Source organism: Actinoallomurus sp. CA-142502 (genome assembly GCF_050936355.1).
In the GTDB taxonomy this organism is placed as follows: Bacteria; Actinomycetota; Actinomycetes; order Streptosporangiales; family Streptosporangiaceae; genus Actinoallomurus; species Actinoallomurus iriomotensis.
This window is the reverse complement of sequence record NZ_JBNJMY010000001.1, coordinates 2,001,253-2,020,858: the sequence shown is the minus strand read 5'-3', so window position 1 is coordinate 2,020,858 and position 19,606 is coordinate 2,001,253. Positions and strand designations below refer to the sequence as shown.

Sequence of the window (19,606 nt, the reverse complement as noted above, 5' to 3'; positions counted from 1 at the left end):
GAGGTGGGGTCATCACAGTGATCAGGTGTGCCGGGCGCCGTTCCCGTCGGAAACAGTAGATCATGGCCGGGGGCAGGTCTACTGACACCCATGTCAGCCACAACATCAATGATGATGTCAACAGTCAGATTCCGGCGCTTCCGGATCCCGCCGGCTACTCGACGAAGGACGTACAGCCGGCCTGGGAGACCGAGGCGCTGCCCGACTGGGTGGTCTATTGGCTGATCCCGATGCTGACCTCCGGGCAGACCTGGCCGAAGGCGAGCGAGAGCAAGCTGTGGGAGCTCAGGCTCGCGTTCGAAGAAATGGTGAAGGTGGGGGCCGCGGCGTTCGAGCCGGCCGGCACCTCGGTCCGTACGATCTCGACCGGATACGAGGCCGTCTCCGCGATCATGGCCAAGGCCCGGGTCTCCGAGCTGTTCGGCGACCAGGCCGGCATGCTGGAGAAAATGGTCTCGGCCTTTCTCTACTCCCGGCAGACCGACAGTTTCGCGCAGAACACTCAATATTCGAAGATTTCTTGCAACGTCGCCTTCTGGGTCGCGGTGACCGCCGCTTTCATCGCCCTGATAGCGGCCTATTTCACCGCCGGCACGACCGTTTCCCTCATCGGTCCGTACGCCCAGGCGGGGCGCACCGCGATGGCCCGGATCCTCGAACGCCTGGGCATCGCGGCCGGACGCTCGTTCGGGGCCAATGGGGCGGCACGGATCACCGCCCTGGCCGGCAACTCCGCCGCCGGCCGGTTCGTCTCCCACGCCCTGATGCACGAACTGATCGAGGAGCTCGGCGAAGAGGGCTTCACCGACGCCTACAGCCAGTACCTGCAGATGAAGCAGGGCACGCGGAGGAACTTCGACTGGCACATGGCCGCGGCGACGGCCATCGGGGCGGGCACCGGCGCGTTCGTGGGCATGAAGCTGCACGGCCCCGTCTCCGGCATCGCCGACAACCTGCCGGGCATCCGCACCCTGAACCGCATCGCCGGGGACGCGCCGGGGGTCGGCAACGCGTTCCGGCGGTTCCCGGGCCGGGCGATGAACACCGGCCTGAACAACGTCGCGGCGTCCCCCGCGGGCAGTTTCCTGGCCAACGGGCTGGTCTACGGCCAGTGGGAGGCTCCCACCGGGGAGTCGATGCTCGGCGGCTTCATGGGAGGCGTCGGCCGTACCAACACGATCAGCCCGTTCAACCCCGGCGTCTTCCACGCGGTGACCAGTCCGGGCGTCAGCCTCGCCGGTGCCTTCCACACCTCCATGGCCAGCGACGCCGCGCATCTGGGGATCAACCTGACCGGTGGACCGGACTCCCCGGACGGCCCGAAGCCCGACTCCCAGCAGCCGCAGAACGGGCAGAACGGCACGGCGCCGGTCGGCACGTCGCCGGTCGCCTCGAACGCCCCGACGGGCGACGTGAACGGCCAGACGGTGAACGGGCAGGCGGCGAACGGCACGCGGGCGGCGGGGGCGGGCAACACCCGCGTCAACGCCGCCGCGAACGTGAACGCCGACCCGGACAACTCCGGCGACCCGGCGGCGCCCCACGACTCGACGCTCCAGAACGCAGCGCCGCAGAACGCGGTGGCCCCGGATCCGACCGCGGCCAACGTCGACCCGAACGCGGTCCAGCAGGGCGACCAGAGCGTTCCGGTCAACACGGATACCTCGCAGGGCACCGGTCCCACGCAGCCGGACGGGACGGCGAACCCCCCGGCGACGAGCAACCCCACGGCTCCCGCGCCCGCCACCGCCACGGGCCAGAACACCAGCCTGGACGGCACGGCCCCGGCGACGTCACCCGTCAACGGCTCGCAGACCACACCCGTCAACGGCTCGCCGACCGCGCCCGTCGACGGCTCGCCGACCGGGCCTGTCGCCGGGTCCGGCGACACCGGCACCGGGCAGCCCGGCTCCTCCCCGTCCAACCCGAACTCGACGCGACCCGACGACGCGGTCGTCGGCGCGCTGGTCAACCACTGGATCGGCCGGTCCGACGGCACGCCGAACGCGAACCAGAACGGTAACGCGCAGACCGGCAACACGCAGACCGGGAACGCCGACACCCAGACGCCCGCGCCGCACCACGGCCGCCAGAACGACTTCGGTCTGGTGGCGGCGGGGCGGCTCAAGGGCACCGCGTTCGTCGCCAACGGGCGGCAGGGGCCGATCATCCTGTCGCTGGCCGAGGCGCACGCGCTGTTCGACGCCGACCTGCGGCCCACGGACTTCGGCCCCCAGGTACGCGGCTGGAACTGGTCCGCCGACGGCACGACACTGATCATCCACTTCCAGGACCACCTGAACCGCGCCCCGCAGCACTTCCGGTTCAAGGTCGAGAACAAGGCGGAGGGGCGCCGCGACCGGGCGCGTTCGGTCACCCCGGCGGGTGTGCGTCACCCACGGCTGGGGTTGCGGGGCCGCCGTCTCGGCCGCACCCGGGTGCGGTCGGGCACCGTGGCCGATCCGCATGCCGTGACGCTGGCGCCCGGGCTGGCATCCGGCCAGGTGGCGCGGGTGATGCTGCACGAGATCAGCGACACCTTCCAGCGCCAGACGGCGGACCAGGCCCGTTCCGGGCAGGGCGCGATCCGCAGGTTCCTGTCCCGGCTCGCCGAGCGGCGCGACGGCTGCCTGTCCGCCCGGCTCAACGAGCACTGGTACCTCTCGCGCAAGTGGCACGCGGCCGCCACCGACGCGGAACGGCAGGCGTACGCCAGGGAGATCGAGGGGGTCGCGCGCTACCTGCGCAAGCACGGCCACACGCCGCCGACCCCGCCGTGGTCTGGCGAGGGACGGCCGACGACGGGACCGAACGCCGACCTGTCCGACCTGCGCGCCAACCTCAACGGCGCGGTCACGGACACCGCGCAGGCCGTCGCCGGGCTGCGGCAGGCCATCGCCGACCAGCTCGCCGCGCTCGACCAGACCGACGACGAGCTGCACCGGCTCACGATGGAGAACTACGACGCCGCCTTCCGGCTGGGTCAGCAGGCGGCCGACGCCATCGCGCGCGGCGACCTCGGCCACGCACGCGAGCTGCGTGAAGCCTCGCTACGCCACTACCAGGCGGCCGAGAAGTTCAGCGACATGCGTGGCCCGGCGACACAGGTGCACGACGCCTACCGCAGGGCCGCCGGCCTGGCCGACGAGATGGCCAATGGCGGGCAGGTCGACGTGGACGACCTCGCCGCGGCGGTCCAGGACGCCGACCGGCAGCACGAGCAGTACCAGCGCGGTCTCGCCAACGCCGGGCAGAGCCGGCCGTCGGGCGACCCCACCGCGCCCGGCCGGCGCCACGCCGAGCTGGCGGAACAGCTCATCGCCCGGGCGGCGGCCGCCACCGACCTCAGGCAGGGTCTCGAACGGCAGGCCGCCTCGGCCGCCCAGGCCGCGGCCGACCAGCATCGGGTGGCGGAGTACCACCGCCGGGCCGCCAACCAAGCCTTCGACCGCGCCCAGCAGCTCGCCGCCGGCGGGCAGGCGCAGCTCGCGCAGCAGTACCACGACGCCGGCACCGGGCTGAACCGCGAGGCGAGCGCGTACGACGAAGCTTCCCGGCTGGCCGGCCAGGCCGCCGCCGCGTACCGCGAGGCCGCGAGCCAGCTGGAACAGCTGATGATCGGCGGGCCCGTCGACCTGACCAGGCTCGGCCAGAACCTCGACCAGGCGCAGGCGCACCACGCGGGGTACCAGGACGTGATCGCCGACCGGCCGGTGCCGGCCCACATCGCGCAGGCGATCCGCGAGGCCGAGAACACCCCCGAGCCCCCGCGGCCGGAGGTGACCGACCTGCGTGCCGGGCTGGCCGCGAGCATCACGGTCTCGGGCCGGACGGCCATGGCGCTGCAGCAGGAGATCGGCGGCCAGCTCGCCACGCTCGACCAGGCCGCCGACGAACTGCAGCGCCTCGCGACGGAGAACTACGACGCCTCCCTGCGGCTGCTCGCGGAGGCGGGCGACGCGATCGACAACGGCGACCTGAATCGCGCGCGTGAGCTGCGGCTGGCCGCCCAGCGTCACCGCCAGGCCGGCGACGCGTACAGCGACATGCGCATCCCCGCGGTGCAGGCCCGCGCCGCGTACCGGGAGGTCGTTGAGCAGCTCACCCGGCTCGCGAACGACCGGGGCGTGCGTCTGGGCGACCTGGCCCAGGCCGTCCAGGACGCGCAGAACCACCATTACGCGTACCAGCGCGGACTCGCCGCCGCCGGGCAGAGCCACCCGTCCGGTGACCCCACGGCCACCATCCGCCTGCACGCCGCGCTGCAGAGCCAGCTCGCCGAGCGCAACCGGCTCGGCGCCGAGCTCGCGGTCGAGCTCCAGCGGCAGATCGGCGCGCTGAACGAAGCCGGCGAGGAACTGCACCGGCTCGTGATGCAGAAGTACGAGTTCGCCGTCCGGCTGTCCGGGCAGGCGAGGGACGCCTTCCAGGCCGGTGACCTGGAAGGCGGCAGCGAGCTGCGCGCGGCCTCCCTGCGTCAGCGCAAGGCGGGCGACGCGTACGACGACATGCGCATCCCCGTGATGCAGGCCCGCAACGCGTACCAGAAGGCCGTCACCCAGCTGAACGCCATGGTGTCCGGCACTGACTTCCAGCGGGGCGGCCTCGCGCAAGATCTGGAGGAGGGCCGGAAGCACCAGGTCGCCTACCGGGAGGCGCTCGACGAGGGGACGGTGCCGGACGGTTCCGTCACGGTCCTCCAGGAGGCGGCCTCCCGGCTGGCCACCGACACGCGACCGCCGGACGCCGCGATGCCCGCCGCCGCGGCGGCCGGGAACCTTCCGGTCGGACATCTCACCCGCCTCGTCAACCAGGTGCTGTCCCGCGTCGGCATCGACCACCGCTTCACCGTGGAGGACCTCGATCGCACTCTGCGGGGTGACTTCCGGCGCCTGGTCTCCGAAGACGGCGCGATACTCCCGGTCGGCGACGGCGAGATACGCGTCAAACTGCGGGTGCCCAACCTGCGCATGGTCACGGACACGGACGTGGAGGCGTCGGAGACCATGGTCGGCACGCTCCCGCAGGGTGGCGCGTCGGTCGCCTCGGCCGCGAACCGCAGCACCGACCTGTCGGCGTCGCTGGACGCGGGGGCCCTCGCGAAGCTGACGCCCTGGGAATGGGCCAGGACCGTGGCGCAGTTCGCCATCCTCAAAGGCGGCGGCGGGTACACCTGGAGCAGCTCGGACACGCACCACGCGTCCGAGTTCGCGCTGGGCGGCGCCGTCGAGGACGACCGCAGCCCGCACACGATGTTCGAGACTCCCTGGTCCGAGGGCCAGGCGGCCGGCAACGCCGTGTTCGAGGTCCAGGTACGCCGGACGGCCGACGGCCCCGGGCACGGATGGAGCAACACCCAGTCCGTCAGCACCGACGGCCCGGTACGCGTGTGGGTGTCGCACACCTACACCGACAGCGCCCCGGCGGAGAAGGCGCAACTCCCCGTGGCGGACCGGCAGCAGACCGCGTTGCCCGAGAGCTCGGTCACCGGGATGACCGGGCTGGACGAACTCACCGACCGCACGGCCGACGAGATGGGTCTCGACCCCAACCTCGACGACGTGGCCCGGCGGCAGGTGCGCACTCTTTTCAACGACGAGCTGCCGAGCCGGCTCGGGGAGGCGGTCGACGACCCGCACGGCCTGCAGCGGACGATCGTCAAGGACGGCAAGGAGATCGGCACCGTCCAGATCAAGTCGGAGATCGTGCTCGAGCCGGACGAGGACCCGCGGGTCGGGCCGGCCAGCAACAAACGCTGGCTGGAGCGGCTCCGGATCACCTTCTCGGGCGCGTCCCGCGAGTCGTCGAAGGGCCGCGCGCGGCACTTCAACGTCACCGGCGGCGTGCAGGTCGGCCCGGACCACCTGGGCGCGCTGAACGAGGTCGGCGGCGTGACGCCCAAGCTGTCGGGCACCTACGCGCGCACCCGGTCGCGCTCGAGGTCCACGAGCTCGGGTGGCACCTCCATCCACCCGAGCGTGCAGCGGTGGAAGGGGCACACGCAGGGCTACCACCTGCGGGTGAAGCACACCGTCACGATCCACATGGCGGGCGAGCGGCGGGCCCGGCCGGCGATCGACGGCGAGAGCAAGGCGCTCTTCCGCATGCCGGAACCCCTCGCCTTCCGGTACGGCCTGCCGGTGGACCCGGCGGCGATCGTCCGCGACGACAGCGGAGCGATCAAGTACAACCCGGACGGCACGGTCAGGCTGCGGGACGATCCCGACCCCGATCCGCCCAAGGGCCGGAAGGGCGAGCTGCCGAAGGTGTTCGGCAAGAACAAGCTCCGCGGTGCGGGACCGGCGCTGGTCCAGGACGTCACCGGCGTCGACAAGCTCCGCGAGCAGGTCGAGGAGCGCCTGCGGAAGCTCGGACTGCTGCCGAAGATCAAGAACGGGCAGAAGGTCTACTCCCGCGACCCGGTCAAGCGCGCCAGCCAGATGGCCAACGAGCGGGAGGTGGACGAGCAGTTCACCATGAGGGTCGGCCGGAACGGAAAGGCGACCGGCCCGCGGTTCGAGTCGGGCTATGACCAGCTGGCGCAGGAGGGCCTGCACCTCGACCTGATGCACGCCAAGACCGGCCACTCCCCCAAGAACTTCACGCTCCGGGTCAAACTCGAGCAGGACTTCGAGCACGCGAAGTTCAAGGGCGTGAGCGACGCCGAGTCGGTCGTGAACCTCGACATCGGCTCCGACACCACCAGCATGACCGAAAGCCAGTCGACGACCAACAGCGGCACCGGCGCGGCCGCCGTCGACGCGCCGAAGGGCCCGGGTCTCACGCCCTCGGGTGGCGAAATCGACGTCGGCTACAACAGCACCGAGGGCGCGAGCACGGCCGAAGGCGACACCGCCAACCAGGTGATCATGGGGGAGAACGTCGGACCGGTGGCGGTGTTCGAGATCCCGCACAAGCTGCGGGTCGACCTGCTGACGGCCAAGGGCAAGGCGATCACCATCGCCGAGGACGTCGACGGGTCGGCGCGGGTGGTGCTGCCCGCCGACATGCTGCCGTCGAGTGAGAATCACCCGGCGGCGCCGGCGCACCCGACCTCGGGCGAGGCTCGGCGGACGGCCAAGCTGCTGCACGCCGACGCCGGGGACGAGTTCCTCAAGAAGGCCGTGAAGCTTCTTGGCATCAAGGTGAACTCCCCCGAGTTCCACGAACTCGCCGCGGCGCTCAACGTGCGGGGGCTGCTCTCCCACCCCGAATGGATGTACAGCTCGTACCACACCGGCCAGGCGACGGTGACCGCCGAGCTGGGCGACTCCGAGTTCGTCGAGGAGTCGCACATCGTGGACGGCGACATCAACCTCACGCTGGCCAGCCACGCCGTCGGCCACAACGAGAGCCACGGCTGGACGGTCAAGGGGTCGGGCGGCGTGGGAGTGAACACCTCCACCGATCCCAACGGCAATGCGGGCGTCAGCCTGTCCCGGTCGTCGTCCAGGTCGCGGTCACGGACGGAAACCGACATCTGGGGGACCGAGCAACTCGCCATCGACACCGGCAAGAAGTACGTCTTCCAGGCGCACGCCAAGTTCCGTGTCTCCACCGCACCGGACGCCAAGGGACACACACGGTCGGACAGCGCCGAGGGCGGTTCGGTTCTGTACACCCTCGCCGAGCGCGACGCCCTGAGCATGTGGGCGCGCGGGGAGGTGTCGCTGCCCCTGCACCAGGTCGCCAAGGCCATGGAACGCCTGCTGCGCGGCGAACTCAGACTGGACCGGCGTACGGCCGTCCCGTTCGCCCGCAAGTACCTCGGCGAACTCGCGCTGGCCCGCTACAAGGTGAGCCTGGACGAACGGCGAGGCCAGCCGGTCGGAGTCCCGGCGCTGCCCGTCACGAAGGGGCACAGCCGCGAGACCATCACGAACCTGCTGACGCAGTTCTTCCCCTCCGATGTGGTTCCGCGGGCGGACGCGCCGTCACGCCGGATGGCCAACATGCTGGCGGAAGTACGCCGGTTGGAGCTGCATCCGGACACGATGGTGATCCCGGATCACTACCGGAAGGACGTCGGCATCAGCACGTTCCAGCGGACGTCGCTGCACACCGCCGAGGCCCCGGACACCGAGGTCGAGGTGGTCGACCAGGTCGCCGCCGCCGTCAACGCGGTGGCGCCCCGGGCGCTGGCCGACAATCCGGCGCTCTGGCGCGCGCTCTACGTCGACTTCGCCGGCAAGCGCTGGTGGGGAAAGATGCGGAACATGCTGAGCCCGGCCGGCTACACCAAGAATTTCGGCGACTTCACGGTCCGGGTCACGGCGAGCTTCGACGGCGATCCGACCCTTCTGCGCCATATGTACAGCCACGGCCAGATCCTTCAGCACTACACGTACGAGCAGGAGGACGTCTCCGAGAGCAAGAACGTGACGTACGAGGGCTCGGTCAGCGGAGGCGCCGCCAAGAAGGGCGTGCCGACCCCCTTCGGCAACGTCGACGGCAGCGTGCACGGCACTGTCAAGACCCACCGCTCGCACACCTCCAGCGGCGGCCACACCCGGCAGAAGACCCGGCTCCAGGGCGAGGGCGTGTTCCGGGACGCCGAGCCGGTGATCCAGCACGGACTCACCCTCAAGATCGAGGTCGTGCGCAACTCCGTCGACATCCGGGCCGCTCTGGAGGGCGCGAGGCGCCGCCACGAGGTCACCCTGACCGGAACGGCCGAGCGCGTGCTGCCCGCCGGCATGGCCGCGCCGGTCGGCAAGGCCTCGGCCTCTCCGGTCGGTCCCGCGGACGCGCGACGGCTCGTACCCCCCGCGAAGTCCAGCCCGGAACACGTGGAGATCGACGACCTGCCCAAAGCGATCATCGACGGGCTCGTCCGCCACAAGGTGATCAGCCGGTCCGAGGCCCGTGCGCACGAGGCCTCGATCAGGAGGGTCACGACCGGAGACTCGCTGACCGCACGCTTCGAGCGGGCGACCGACGCGAACGGCCACCGCATGATCACCCTCCAGCTCGGTAACAACAAGGTCGTGGAGGTGTGGGTGCGGCACAACATGTCCGAGCCCAAGCGTTCGGCCACCGGTCTGATCGAGACCGAACTCCGCGACGTCAACCGCCAGCAGGAGCAGGCGAAGGTCGAAGCCGACCGCAGCCACCTGGGCCCGGCGACCGTGAGCTTCGGCGGCGGCCCCGACACGTTCGGCGTCGGCGCGGACGCCACCTTCGGCGCCCAGAGCACCGAACACCGCTCCGTCAGCGGAGGCAACCGGAACGAGACGAGCGCCTTCGAGAAGGGTTCCGCCGACAAGGTGCAGTTCCGCGTCGACAGCGACATCACGTTCGTCGAGAAGAAGATCACCTCCGTGGACGAGGTCGAGGTCATCGGTGAACCCGTACGCATCGCGCACGCGGCCACCGGCAGCGCGACCCTCACGCTGTTCGGACACCAGCTGGACGAGATGCTCTCCCGGGCCGAGGTCGGGGCACCGGACCGCCCCGCCTGGCACTCCGGCGAGTCCGCCAAGCCGGGCCGGCGCCGCCCGTACGACGTGCAGAAGCTCATGGACCAGGCCGCGAAGCGGCCCGACTTCGATCCGGCCGAGCCGCACCACGCCATGGCGGAGATCCTCAAGGCCGGTGGCGCGCGCCGTGGCGTGTCCGTCCGCCTGCGGGCGCACTTCGACCGGGGCGCGCCCAACGCCCAGATGAACCAGGCTCGCCTGCTCGCCCGCGCGCTGAACACCGAGGTCCACCTCGACATCCGCAACACCGACGGCTCCGTGACCTCCTACTCGGCGACCTTCGACGGCGATTTGCACATGGCGGCCGACGAGGGTTTCGCGGAGCAGTTCAACAACCTGCCGAACGACCTCATCGTCCAGGCCGACCGGTTCGGCCGCGACCTGTACGAGCTGTACCTTCGCACCCGGACGCAGCCTGGCACCTTCGCCGAGAAGGTCAGGGACGAGCTGAGGCGCCTGGCCATCCCTGGCCACGTGGCGGACCAGCCGAGCTGGCCGACTCAGGCGCCTCCGGACGAGTCCGAGTGGCACGGCCAGAGCTACATGGGCGGTGTGACCACGGCCTGACGCCTCTCCGGCGACGGCGCCGGCGGTGGCTACCACCGGTCGTAGTACTACGGCTCGTAGTACTACAGTGGATAGCATGGGGGATGTGAAGGGTCTGGGAGAGCTTGAACGTACGGTCATGGAGGTCCTGTGGCACCGCGACAACGGTGCCACCGCGCGTGAGGTGAGCCGTGCGCTCGCCGACGACCGCGATCTCGCGCACACCACGGTGATGACGGTGCTCGACCGGCTCGCCAAAAAAGGTTTTCTCGTACGGGAGCGCGAAGGACGCGCATGGCGCTACCGTCCGATCGCGACCAAAGAGGCGTACGTGGCCGAGCTCATGCTGGGCGCGCTCAACATGACGGGCGACCGCGACGCCGCTCTGGCGCATTTCGCACGCTCGGTGTCCGGCGACGAGGTGGAACTGCTCCGCCGCGTCCTTGACGAGGTGGAAGGGACATAACCGGGATGACCGGCACGGCCCTCCTTGCCCTGGTGGCGGCCGGGAGCGCCCTCGGGGCGCACCTGCTGACCCGCGCCCGGTGGACCTGGCGCACGCCCCGTACCGCGATCGTGCTGTGGCAGGCACTCGGCCTGGCCTGGGGCCTCGCCTCCATCGGCACCCTGCTCGGCTTCGGCGTCGCGCCGTACGACGATGGCGTCGTCGCCGGTATCGGCCGTTCCCTCCGCGACCCCCGGCCGCTGTCGCCGATCCACCTGGCCGCGCTCGCGGCCGGCCTGACCCTCGCCCTCATGCTTCTCGGCGTGCTGATGGTCGCCATCGCCGGCGTCGTCCGCGCCCGCCGGCGCCACCGGGCCCTGCTGGCCCTGGTCGCGCACGGCGACCCCGAGGTGCCCGGCACCCTCGTGGTCGATCATCCGGTCGCCGCCGCCTACTGCGTTCCCGGCGTCCGCTCCCAGGTCGTGGTCAGCGCCGGCACCCTGGAACTGCTCGGCCCGTACGAGCTGGCCGCGGTGCTCGCCCACGAGCGTGCGCACGCCCGCGAGCGGCACGACCTGGTGCTGCTGCCCTTCACGTCGCTGCGCCGGATGCTCCCGCAGTCGCGCACGGTCGCCCGCACCCTCGACGCGGTCGAACTCCTCATCGAGATGGCGGCCGACGACCGCGCCCGGCGGCACCGCCCGGCCAAGGAGCTGGCGACGGCGCTGCTGCGCTTCGCGTCGGCCGGCTCGGCCCCGTCGCCCGTGGGCACGCTCGGCATCATCGCCGCCGACGAGACCAATCCCATCCTCGTCCGGGTCCGCCGGCTGCTCACTCCGGACCCGCTGCCCCGCCGCGTGCGCGGCGCGATGCTCGCCGGCGCCACCCTCGTCGCCACCCTCCCGCTGATCCTCTACGCCCTCCCGGCGTGAGGGATCACAGCGCGATCGGGCGGTGGCTCAGCAGGGCGTCGACGATCTGCTCGGCGTCGCCGGGCCCGGCCTGGTAGATCAGGTCGCTCACGCCCGGGTGCGCGACGTTCGCCCGCAGGAGCAGCAGGTAGAAGTCGGTCTCCGGATCGGCGGCCAGGAGCCTGCGGACGATCTCGATGAGCTCGTCGCGGGTGACGTCGGGCACCTTCGGGTACGCCGGGCGGGCCGCCTCCACGGCGAAGTCGTCCAGCGAACGCCAGCCGTGGTACTCCGCGAAGTCGGAGGCGTCGTAGGCGTGCCCGGTCTCCGCGTTGAACGCGGCGATCGCCTCACCGGCCGGCTCACCGGCGTACAGCAGGCCCGAGATCCTCTCGATCTCCCGGCTCAGCTCCTCCCGCCTCGACCGGCCGACGGGAGGGGGCGACAGCTCCGGTCGCAGTTCCATGGCGCCCATTCTGGCCCTTCTCGGACCGTCCGGGTTCAGGGCAGGCGGGGGTCGGTGACTCCGCCCGGGCAGGCGAGCCCGGCGATGTCCCAGCCCGCCCGGCCCGCGCCGGCCTGGTAGGCGCTCTCGTAGAAGGAGAGCACCGCGGCGCGCGGATCCGCATCGGCGCGCGCGTCGTCGTAGCGCAGGACGGCCAGGTGGCCACCGCGCTGCTCGATCCACCGGGCGGACGCGGGCAGCAGCGGCTCGGTCGCCAGCCCCTCGGGCTCCGGCGCGGTGTAGGAGTAGAACGCCGGCTCGGGAAAGGCGTCGTCGCCGAACCAGAAGCCGAAGCTGACCACCTCGCGGGAGTACGCCTCACGCGTCACCGGATCGCTGGCGGCCGGCTGCTCCACGACGCGACCGGAGAACCTCGTGCAGGCGATGTCGAAGGTGTGCCAGAAGTGGTGAACCGGGCTGGTCTTGCCCGAGAAGCGGGCGGCGAACTCCTCCAGCAGCAGGTTCACCTGGCTGAGCACCTGCCAGTACCGCATGACCATGACCGGGTCGTAACTCGCGTGCTCGGTGTCCTCGGCGAACGGCCGGTCCGAGTCGGGCAGGTCGAACGGCCACGGCCGGGCCAGGTCCACATGGACACCGACGCCGTCCAGCGCGCGCAGCGTCTCCTCGTAGAACGAGGCGACCGACCGGCCGGGCAGTGCGAAGGAGGCCGCCCGCCCGTCGGCCGTGGCGACGAGCAGCCGGTGGCCCACCAGGTCGAAGTCGACGGTGAAGATCGGATTTCCGTCCACCTGCCCCATCGGGCGGGTGGTGAGCCCCCGGCCGGTGACGTGGAACGGCGCGTTCCACCAGTGGTTGCGCCGGACGCTGGCGGCGAGGCGGATCTTGCCGACGATCTGGGCGTACCGGTGGAGGGTCTCTTTGGTGTCCTGCCAATCCGCGAGCGGCATGGCGGGGAAGGTCTCCATGGGTCCCATCTTGCCCGACCGCAGGTCAGCCGACCGGTTCGAACCGGCGCTCGGCCGGCTCGTGCTGAGGCGAGGACGGCCGGCGGCGGCCGGGGAACCACCAGTTGGCATGGCCGAGCAGGCTCATCAGCGCCGGTACGAGCACGAGGCGCACCACCGTCGCGTCCACGGCGACCGCCGAGGCGAGGCCGATGCCCATCATCTTCACCATCGAGTCCGGCTGGCCGAGGAAGCTCAGGAAGACGAAGATCATGATGAGCGCGGCCGACGTGATGAGCCGGGCGGTCGAGCCGATGCCCTTCACGACGCTCTCGTGCGGATCGCCCGTGCGCAGGTACTCCTCGCGCACCCGGGACAGCAGGAAGACCTCGTAGTCCATCGACAGCCCGAAGATCAGCGCGAACATGAACAGCGGCACGAACGACACAATCGGCATCGGCTGGTCGAGGCCGATCAGGCGGATGCCCCAGCCCCACTGGAAGACCGCGGTGACCACGCCGTACGAGGCGCCGATCGACAGCAGGTTCATCAGTGCGGCCTTGAGCGGCACCAGCACCGAGCGGAACGCGATGACCAGCAGGACCAGTGCCACGCCGACCACGACGACGACCACGTAGGGCATGCGCTGCTTGACGATCGTGGCCATGTCGATGATCGCGGGTGACTCTCCCCCGACGTACGCGCGTGCCCCGGGATGCGCCCGCATGATCGGCGGGATGACGTTCTCGCGTAGGTTCCGCACCAGGTCGGCGGTTGCCGCGGTCTCCGGCCGCGACGTGGGCACGACGGTGAGGATGACGCTGTCGCCGGCGACGACCATGTTGTCCACCGCGGCGACGTCGTGGACGCCGCGGAACCGCCGTTGCAGCTCCTCCCCGAGCCGCCGCGCCCGCGGGTTGGGCGCCGGCCGGTCGTCGGGGCTGACGTTCAGCCGCCCGCCCGGCTCGCGGCGCAGCGCCGACCAGCCCTTCGCCGTCTTGGTCGACTCGTCCGCGCGGGGCGGATCCGCCGGCGAGGGCACGGACGCCACGACGGCGAACGGGCTGTACCAGCCGGGGCCGAAGTTCTCGGCCGTCACGTCGTACGCCCGGCGTGCGCTGTTGGAGTGCGGCAGCGTGCTGTCGGCCATGATGCCGAAGCGCAGGCTGAGCACCGGGGTCGCGAGGAAGAGCAGGAAGGCGGTCGCGGCGATCGCGTACGGCCAGGCGTTGCGGTCCACGTGCCGGCCCCACCGCTCCCAGCGGTGGGTGGACTTGTCGGGCCGCACCCGCGGCAGCCGGTACCGGTCGATGTCCGTGCCGAGCGCGCCGAGCACCGCGGGCAGGAGGGTCAGCGCGCCGGTCACCATGAGGAGGACCGCGATGGCGCTGGCCAGGCCGATGATGCCGATGAAGGTGATGCCGGAGAACCACAGCCCGCAGATCGCGAACACCACCGTGCCGCCCGCGAAGACCACGGCGTGCCCGGACGTGGCGAGCGCCTGCCCGACGGAGGCCTCCACGTCCATGCCGTCGGCGAGTTGCCGCCGATGTCGCGTCACCACGAACAGCGAGTAGTCGATGCCCGCGCCGAGGCCGAGCATGGCGGCCACCATCGGCGCGGTCGGATGCACCTGCACGAGTGACGCGCCGAAGTGGATCAGCGAGTACGCCACCGCGAGCGCCGCGAGGGACACCACGATCGGCACGCCGGCGGCGAGGAACGAGCCGAAGGCCAGCAGCAGCACGCCGAGCGCCAGGACGACGCCGACGCCCTCCTTGGGCCCGGCCTTGGGCTGGTTGAGGATCATGGAGGCGATGCCGCCGAAGTCGACGTCGACCCCGGCCAGCCGGGCCGGCTCGGTGGCCTCCTCCAGGGCGTTCATGTCCTCGGGCCGCAGATCGCGCGCGGTGCCCTTGAGGTGGGCGACCGCGACGACGGCGTTCGGGCCCTTGGCGCCGCCCGTGCCGCCGTAGGGGTTCTCGACGGTGGCCACGCGTGGCAGCTCGCCGACCTGCTTGATGGCCTGGCCGACCTGCACCGCGACGCGCCAGTCGCTCAGCGAGACGCCGCGCTGCGGGTGGAAGACGATCGTCGCCGTGGGGCCGGTGACGTCGGGGAAGTTCTTGCGGAGCAGGTCGATCGACGCCTGCGTCTCGGTGCCGGGCAGCCGGTCCTGCTGCACGAACGTGCCCCCGTTGGTCACCCCCAGGATGACGGTCGCGACCGCGACGGCGCCCCAGACGGCGAACACCCACCGCCGGTTCCGGGCACAGAACCGCCCAAGCCGATCCAGTATCCGTGCCATGGTGCAAGGACAGCACGCCACGGAAAAAGGTGCAACGGCTGCAACTTCGCATCGAGTGTATATATTGGTGAAATGGATCACATGGGGCTGAGGGAGCGCAAGAAGCTCCGCACCCGCAGGGCCATCGCCTCCGCCGCCCTGCGCCTGTTCGACGAGCGCGGCTTCGAGGAGACCACGATCTCCGACATCGCCGCCGCCGCCGACGTGTCGCCCCGCACCTTCTTCAGCTACTTCCCGTCAAAGGACGACGTGGTGTTCGCCGAGATGGACGAACGCCTGGCCGACATCCGCGCCCGCCTCGCCGAACGGCCGAGCGGCGAGAGCCCGCTGGCGACGTTCCGCCGGGTGGCCGACGCGCTGGTGGAGGCGATCTCCGCCGAGGACGAGGACGGCGCGATCCAGGTCGCCCTCATCCGCGACCGCCCGTCCCTGCAGGCGCAGGCCCTCAAGCGTTTCGCGGACGCGGAGGAGGGCTTCGTCGAGGTGCTCCGCGGCATCGCCCCGGACCTGGACGAGGTCACCGCGGCGACGGTCATGGGCGTCGCCTTCGGCGGCCTGCGCGCCGCCATCACCTACTGCCGGGCCCAGCGGTACGACGCCGACCGCACCCGCGAGGCGACCGCACGCGCCCTCGCCATCGTCGAGCAGGTCCTGGAGTCGGTGCCGGCCCTCACCCGCCCGGCCACCGACGACGCCTCCTGACCGGCCTGCGCCGCGACCTCCGCAGGCCCGGGCGCAGGCGACGAACGTGAAACTTACTCATGAGTCAGTTGACCTCTTACCCGCTTGTTACGGATAAGTAAGGGGCCCGGGTCAACCAGTCGCACCCGCCGGCCCGGGTGAAAGGAGCCCCCGATGACCAAGTCCCTCGCCAGGCGTGTCGCGGCCGCCTCCACCGTCTTAGCGCTCGGCGGACTCGGCACGCTCGCCGTCCAGGCGCCCGCCCACGCCGCCGGCTTCTCGGCGGCCTACACCTGCAGCGTCCCGCTGTCCGGGTCGCAGACGGTCACCATCACCGGCACGCTGACCGCGTCCCCCAACCCGTCGACCGTGGGCACCGCCACCCACTTCGCGCTGCACATCTCCAACCTGAGCCTGTCCTCGCCGCTCGCCATCAACTCCTGGAGCGCGACCGCCGCCCTCAACGTGAGCGGGGCGCAGACCGCCTCGTTCTCGGTGACCGGCAGCGGCGGGTCCGTCCCCGCCAACCAGCCCATCACCGGCGACCTGAGCGGCAACTGGACGCCGACGGCGGCCGGCACGGACCAGATCCAGGGCGGCAACGTCACGGTCAAGGCATCGGTCTCGCTGCTCGGCACCCTGACCATCCCGTGCACCCCGAACAGCCCACGCCCCGTCGCCGAGACCCTGACCGTCAACTGAGCCCCACTCCCCCGGACGGCCCCACGGCGGCACGCCGTGGGGCCGTCCTGTGCGCACAGAGGCATTCCCGCGACGACCCGCGCATACGGTTCGGCGCGCCCTCGGCATGGGCGGGTTGGCGGGAGCGGGGCTCGCCGGCACCGCGCACGCGGCGGCGGGCGCCTCTCCGGCGGCCGCCGCCGTCGCCGCGCACAAGTGCCGCAAGACCCCGGCCGACGATCCTCAAGCACGGCAAGAGCCGGGTCACGGCCAAGGTCCCGTACTCCCAGACCGGCACGTACCGCAACACCTACGGCCGGTACCGCAGGGACTGCTCCGGCTTCGCCTCGATGGCCCGGGGCCCGCACACCTCGTACTGGACCGGCAGCCCGCTGGGCGTCTCCGAGGGCTGGAAGGACGCGCATGTCCACGCCGCACGGCGGCAGCCACGCGCAGAAGCAGTACTGGTCGTGGCGCTCCATGGTGACCGGCACGGTCGACGCGATCACCTTCACGGGCGCGCTCGCGGTCGCCGCCACCCTGGCCGTCGCGGCGGGCACGCGAGGTCACGTCAGCCGCATGCGACCACGCGGCCCGGCACGGTCGCCGTCGCCCCCACCGCACGGCCGCGTGCGTCAATTTCAGATTGACGAGCGGCGATCGTCAATCTACGATTGACGCATGAGTCCACTCAACATCAGCCTGGCCGACCTGATCGCCCGTCTCGACGAGGAACTCCCCGACGCCAACGACCTGGCCCGCATCAGCGAGGCGCAACTGCGTGCCCAGACCCTGTCCGACCTCGCCGACCAGCTCGTCGGCCACTACGTCGGCAAGGCCAAGCAGTCCGGTGCGTCGTGGAGCGAGATCGGCGAGGCCATCGGGGTGTCCAAACAGGCCGCCCAGCAACGCCACGCGCCCGCCGCGTTCGAGCGGTTCACCGACCTGAACCGGCACACCATCGTGCTGGCGCAGGAGGCCGCCCGAACGCACAAGCACGACCTCATCGGCACCGAACACATCCTGCTCGGCCTGCTCGGCGAACCGCGGGGCCTGGCGTACGAGGTGCTGACGGCGAAGACCGAGTCGGAGCAACGCATCCGCGACGCGATCGAGGAAGCGATGCCGCCGGCCGGGAAGAAGGCGCTGCGAGGCCACATCGCGTTCGCGCCGGCGAGCAAGGAGGCCATCGAACAGGCACGCCGCGCGTCGGCCGACCTCGGCCACGGCTGGGTCGGCACGGAACACACGCTGCTGGGCCTGATCCGCAGCGAGGAGAGCCCGGCCGCGCGGATCCTGCGCGACCTCGGCTTCACGTCGGACGAGCTGCACGAGACCGTCAGGACCGAGATCACCGAACGGCTCGCCGCACGCGACACACAGTAACGAAACAAGCAGTCGCCGCGGCCGCGTCTCCCGGTGCCGCCGGTCGACGGCCACGGACGACAGATCTCGTCCGAGCCGGGCACCGACCTGGTCGCGGCTGTGGACGCGCGGTCGGCGAGACGCGCCGGAGGAGGAGCGGAGAACGCGGCCACGTCGAGCGAGGTCTTCTTCCCCACCGCACTGTTCGCTGAGAGCCTCCGCGGCACCCCACCCTGCGGCGCGGCCGCGTCAGTCCTCGATGCGGATGCGGACGCGCCGGAAGCCCTTGCCCTTGTTCTCCACCTTGGCGACGCGCAGCCGGCCGATCTGACGGGTCGACGCGACGTGGGTGCCACCGTCCGCCTGGGTGTCCAGGCCCACGATGTCGACGATGCGGACCTCCTCCACCTCCGGCGGGACGAGGTTCGTCGCGGTACGGATGATGTCGGGGATCTGGAACGCCTCCGCGCGCGGCAGCGACCGCACGTCGATGCGCCGGTCGGCGACGATCTCGGCGTTGCAGGCGTCCTCGACCGCCTCCTTGAAGCCGGGCGGCACCTCGGGCAGGTTGAAGTCCATCCGCGCGACGCCGGGCTCCATGTTGCCGCCCGTGACGAGGCAGCCGTAGTCGCGGAACACGACACCGCACAGAACGTGCAAACCCGAATGTGTCCGCATGAGGCTGGTGCGGCGTTCGTCCTCGATCGCGCCGTGCACCGTGATTCCCGCAGGTGGCAGCGGGTCACCCTCCTCGGGAATCAGATAAAGGTCGTCGCCCTTCCGCACGCCGGCGATGCGCGTCTGGACTCCCTGCCACAGCAAGACTCCAAGATCGGCCGGTTGTCCGCCTCCGCCTGGATAAAATGCGGAACGGTCGAGGACGATTCCGTCGGGACCGGACGAGAGCACTGTCGCATCCCATTCGCGAAGTGTCTGGTCGGTCAGCTCAAGTCGGTGCGTCGTCGCCATAACAAGGACCATAGGACGCCCGCTCGCCGGGCGCGGGTACAGGGGGCGGGATGAGACGACGCGTGATGAACAGCGTCGCCGCCGTCACCGCTCTCCTCGCGACGGCGGGGTGCGGTGGTGCGGCGGGCAGGGCACGGGCTGACAGTGCCCCGACCAAGGCGGCGCCACGTCGCGCGCCGATCGTGATGTTCCTCGGTGACAGCTACACGACCGGACGGCTAGGGCAGGTACCCGAGCTCACCTACGCCGCCGACACCGCGCGCACGCTCGGCTGGCAGGTGATCCTCGGCGGCTACCGCGGCACCGGGTTCGTGGCCGTGGGCAGCGTCCACAAGAACTTCGCCGACCTGTTCACCGAGCAGCTCGCCTGGCGCCCGGCGCCCGACCTGGTGATCGTCTCGGGCGGCCACAACGACCGCAACCACCCGCCGGCGACGGTGGCCGGCGCGGCCCGGCAGCTGCTGACGACGATCCGGCAGACCTGGCCCGACACGCGCATGCTGCTCATGGGCCCGCTGTGGGGCAGCGGCGATCCGACGCCGAAGGTGGAGCGCATCCGCGACGAGCTGGCCAATGTCGCGAGCGAACAGAACGTGCCGTTCGTCGACCCGCTGCGCGAGCGCTGGATCACCGGCGACCGCGTGCAGGGCACCGGCAACGCGCCGCTGTACATCCTGAGCGACGGCGTCCACCCGAGCACGGCCGGCGCCCGCTACATCGCCGGCCGTTTCGTGGCCGACCTCCGCGCGCTGAAGCTCGCCAAGCCATAGGGTCAGCGCCCGGTTTCGAGACGGGCGCCGTGGTGATC

12 protein-coding genes are annotated in these 19,606 nt (G+C 71.2%); 8 read left to right on the top strand and 4 right to left on the bottom strand.

Annotated elements, in window-relative coordinates; genetic code table 11:
* The first annotated feature begins 62 nt into the window (after nt 1–62).
* The 3 genes from ACQEV1_RS09865 to ACQEV1_RS09855 all read left to right on the top strand — a co-directional run bounded on the left by ACQEV1_RS09865 (nt 63) and on the right by ACQEV1_RS09855 (nt 11,402).
* Complete coding sequence (locus ACQEV1_RS09865; RefSeq protein ID WP_433393201.1) at nt 63–10,046, top strand: hypothetical protein; 9,984 nt, start codon at nt 63–65, stop codon at nt 10,044–10,046.
* An 85-nt stretch (nt 10,047–10,131) separates the two neighbouring features.
* On the top strand, nt 10,132–10,491 hold the full coding sequence (locus tag ACQEV1_RS09860) for a BlaI/MecI/CopY family transcriptional regulator (protein ID WP_285568922.1): 360 nt from the start codon (nt 10,132–10,134) through the stop codon (nt 10,489–10,491).
* A 5-nt stretch (nt 10,492–10,496) separates the two neighbouring features.
* Nucleotides 10,497–11,402: a M56 family metallopeptidase gene (locus ACQEV1_RS09855; RefSeq protein WP_285620733.1), complete on the top strand. Its 906-nt coding sequence runs from the start codon at nt 10,497–10,499 to the stop codon at nt 11,400–11,402.
* A gap of 4 nt (nt 11,403–11,406) precedes the next feature.
* Here the strand turns inward: ACQEV1_RS09855 and ACQEV1_RS09850 are convergent, their stop codons facing one another.
* Genes ACQEV1_RS09850 through ACQEV1_RS09840 form a run of 3 tightly spaced genes read right to left on the bottom strand, consistent with a single transcriptional unit; the run spans nt 11,407 to nt 15,102 of the window.
* The gene (locus ACQEV1_RS09850; RefSeq protein WP_433393199.1) at nt 11,407–11,847 is read right to left on the bottom strand and encodes a hypothetical protein; all 441 of its coding nucleotides are present in this window, start codon (nt 11,845–11,847) and stop codon (nt 11,407–11,409) included.
* Between the two features lie 35 nt (nt 11,848–11,882).
* A complete protein-coding gene (locus ACQEV1_RS09845; protein WP_433393197.1) occupies nt 11,883–12,815 on the bottom strand; it encodes a DUF5996 family protein in 933 nt (310 codons plus the stop codon).
* Nucleotides 12,816–12,840: 25 nt separating this feature from the next.
* Complete coding sequence (locus ACQEV1_RS09840) at nt 12,841–15,102, bottom strand: MMPL family transporter (protein ID WP_285620741.1); 2,262 nt, start codon at nt 15,100–15,102, stop codon at nt 12,841–12,843.
* 72 nt (nt 15,103–15,174) lie between these two features.
* Between ACQEV1_RS09840 and ACQEV1_RS09835 the strand changes: the two genes are divergently transcribed.
* The 4 genes from ACQEV1_RS09835 (at nt 15,175) to ACQEV1_RS09820 (ending at nt 17,850) form a co-directional block, all read left to right on the top strand.
* Nucleotides 15,175–15,804 (top strand): TetR family transcriptional regulator, encoded by a 630-nt coding sequence (locus ACQEV1_RS09835; protein ID WP_285620744.1) that lies wholly within the window; start codon nt 15,175–15,177, stop codon nt 15,802–15,804.
* 153 nt (nt 15,805–15,957) lie between these two features.
* A complete protein-coding gene (locus ACQEV1_RS09830; protein ID WP_433393194.1) occupies nt 15,958–16,485 on the top strand; it encodes a hypothetical protein in 528 nt (175 codons plus the stop codon).
* 402 nt (nt 16,486–16,887) lie between these two features.
* The gene (locus ACQEV1_RS09825) at nt 16,888–17,142 is read left to right on the top strand and encodes a hypothetical protein (RefSeq protein ID WP_433393192.1); all 255 of its coding nucleotides are present in this window, start codon (nt 16,888–16,890) and stop codon (nt 17,140–17,142) included.
* 3 nt (nt 17,143–17,145) lie between these two features.
* Nucleotides 17,146–17,850 (top strand): Clp protease N-terminal domain-containing protein, encoded by a 705-nt coding sequence (locus ACQEV1_RS09820; protein ID WP_285620756.1) that lies wholly within the window; start codon nt 17,146–17,148, stop codon nt 17,848–17,850.
* A gap of 228 nt (nt 17,851–18,078) precedes the next feature.
* Here the strand turns inward: ACQEV1_RS09820 and ACQEV1_RS09815 are convergent, their stop codons facing one another.
* Complete coding sequence (locus ACQEV1_RS09815; RefSeq protein WP_285568235.1) at nt 18,079–18,798, bottom strand: alanyl-tRNA editing protein; 720 nt, start codon at nt 18,796–18,798, stop codon at nt 18,079–18,081.
* Between the two features lie 50 nt (nt 18,799–18,848).
* Between ACQEV1_RS09815 and ACQEV1_RS09810 the strand changes: the two genes are divergently transcribed.
* Entirely contained in the window at nt 18,849–19,568 is a 720-nt protein-coding gene (locus tag ACQEV1_RS09810) for an SGNH/GDSL hydrolase family protein (RefSeq protein WP_285620757.1), read from the top strand.
* Nucleotides 19,569–19,606: the final 38 nt, after the last annotated feature.

Bases quoted from the DNA above. Each gene is read 5' to 3' on its own strand.
- ACQEV1_RS09865 (WP_433393201.1), top strand. From the start codon at position 63: ATGGCCGGGGGCAGGTCTACTGACACCCATGTCAGCCACAACATCAAT.
- ACQEV1_RS09855 (WP_285620733.1), top strand. From the start codon at position 10,497: ATGACCGGCACGGCCCTCCTTGCCCTGGTGGCGGCCGGGAGCGCCCTC.
- ACQEV1_RS09850 (WP_433393199.1), bottom strand. From the start codon at position 11,847: ATGGAACTGCGACCGGAGCTGTCGCCCCCTCCCGTCGGCCGGTCGAGG.
- ACQEV1_RS09845 (WP_433393197.1), bottom strand. From the start codon at position 12,815: ATGGAGACCTTCCCCGCCATGCCGCTCGCGGATTGGCAGGACACCAAA.
- ACQEV1_RS09840 (WP_285620741.1), bottom strand. From the start codon at position 15,102: ATGGCACGGATACTGGATCGGCTTGGGCGGTTCTGTGCCCGGAACCGG.
- ACQEV1_RS09835 (WP_285620744.1), top strand. From the start codon at position 15,175: ATGGATCACATGGGGCTGAGGGAGCGCAAGAAGCTCCGCACCCGCAGG.
- ACQEV1_RS09830 (WP_433393194.1), top strand. From the start codon at position 15,958: ATGACCAAGTCCCTCGCCAGGCGTGTCGCGGCCGCCTCCACCGTCTTA.
- ACQEV1_RS09825 (WP_433393192.1), top strand. From the start codon at position 16,888: ATGTCCACGCCGCACGGCGGCAGCCACGCGCAGAAGCAGTACTGGTCG.
- ACQEV1_RS09820 (WP_285620756.1), top strand. From the start codon at position 17,146: ATGAGTCCACTCAACATCAGCCTGGCCGACCTGATCGCCCGTCTCGAC.
- ACQEV1_RS09815 (WP_285568235.1), bottom strand. From the start codon at position 18,798: ATGGCGACGACGCACCGACTTGAGCTGACCGACCAGACACTTCGCGAA.
- ACQEV1_RS09810 (WP_285620757.1), top strand. From the start codon at position 18,849: ATGAGACGACGCGTGATGAACAGCGTCGCCGCCGTCACCGCTCTCCTC.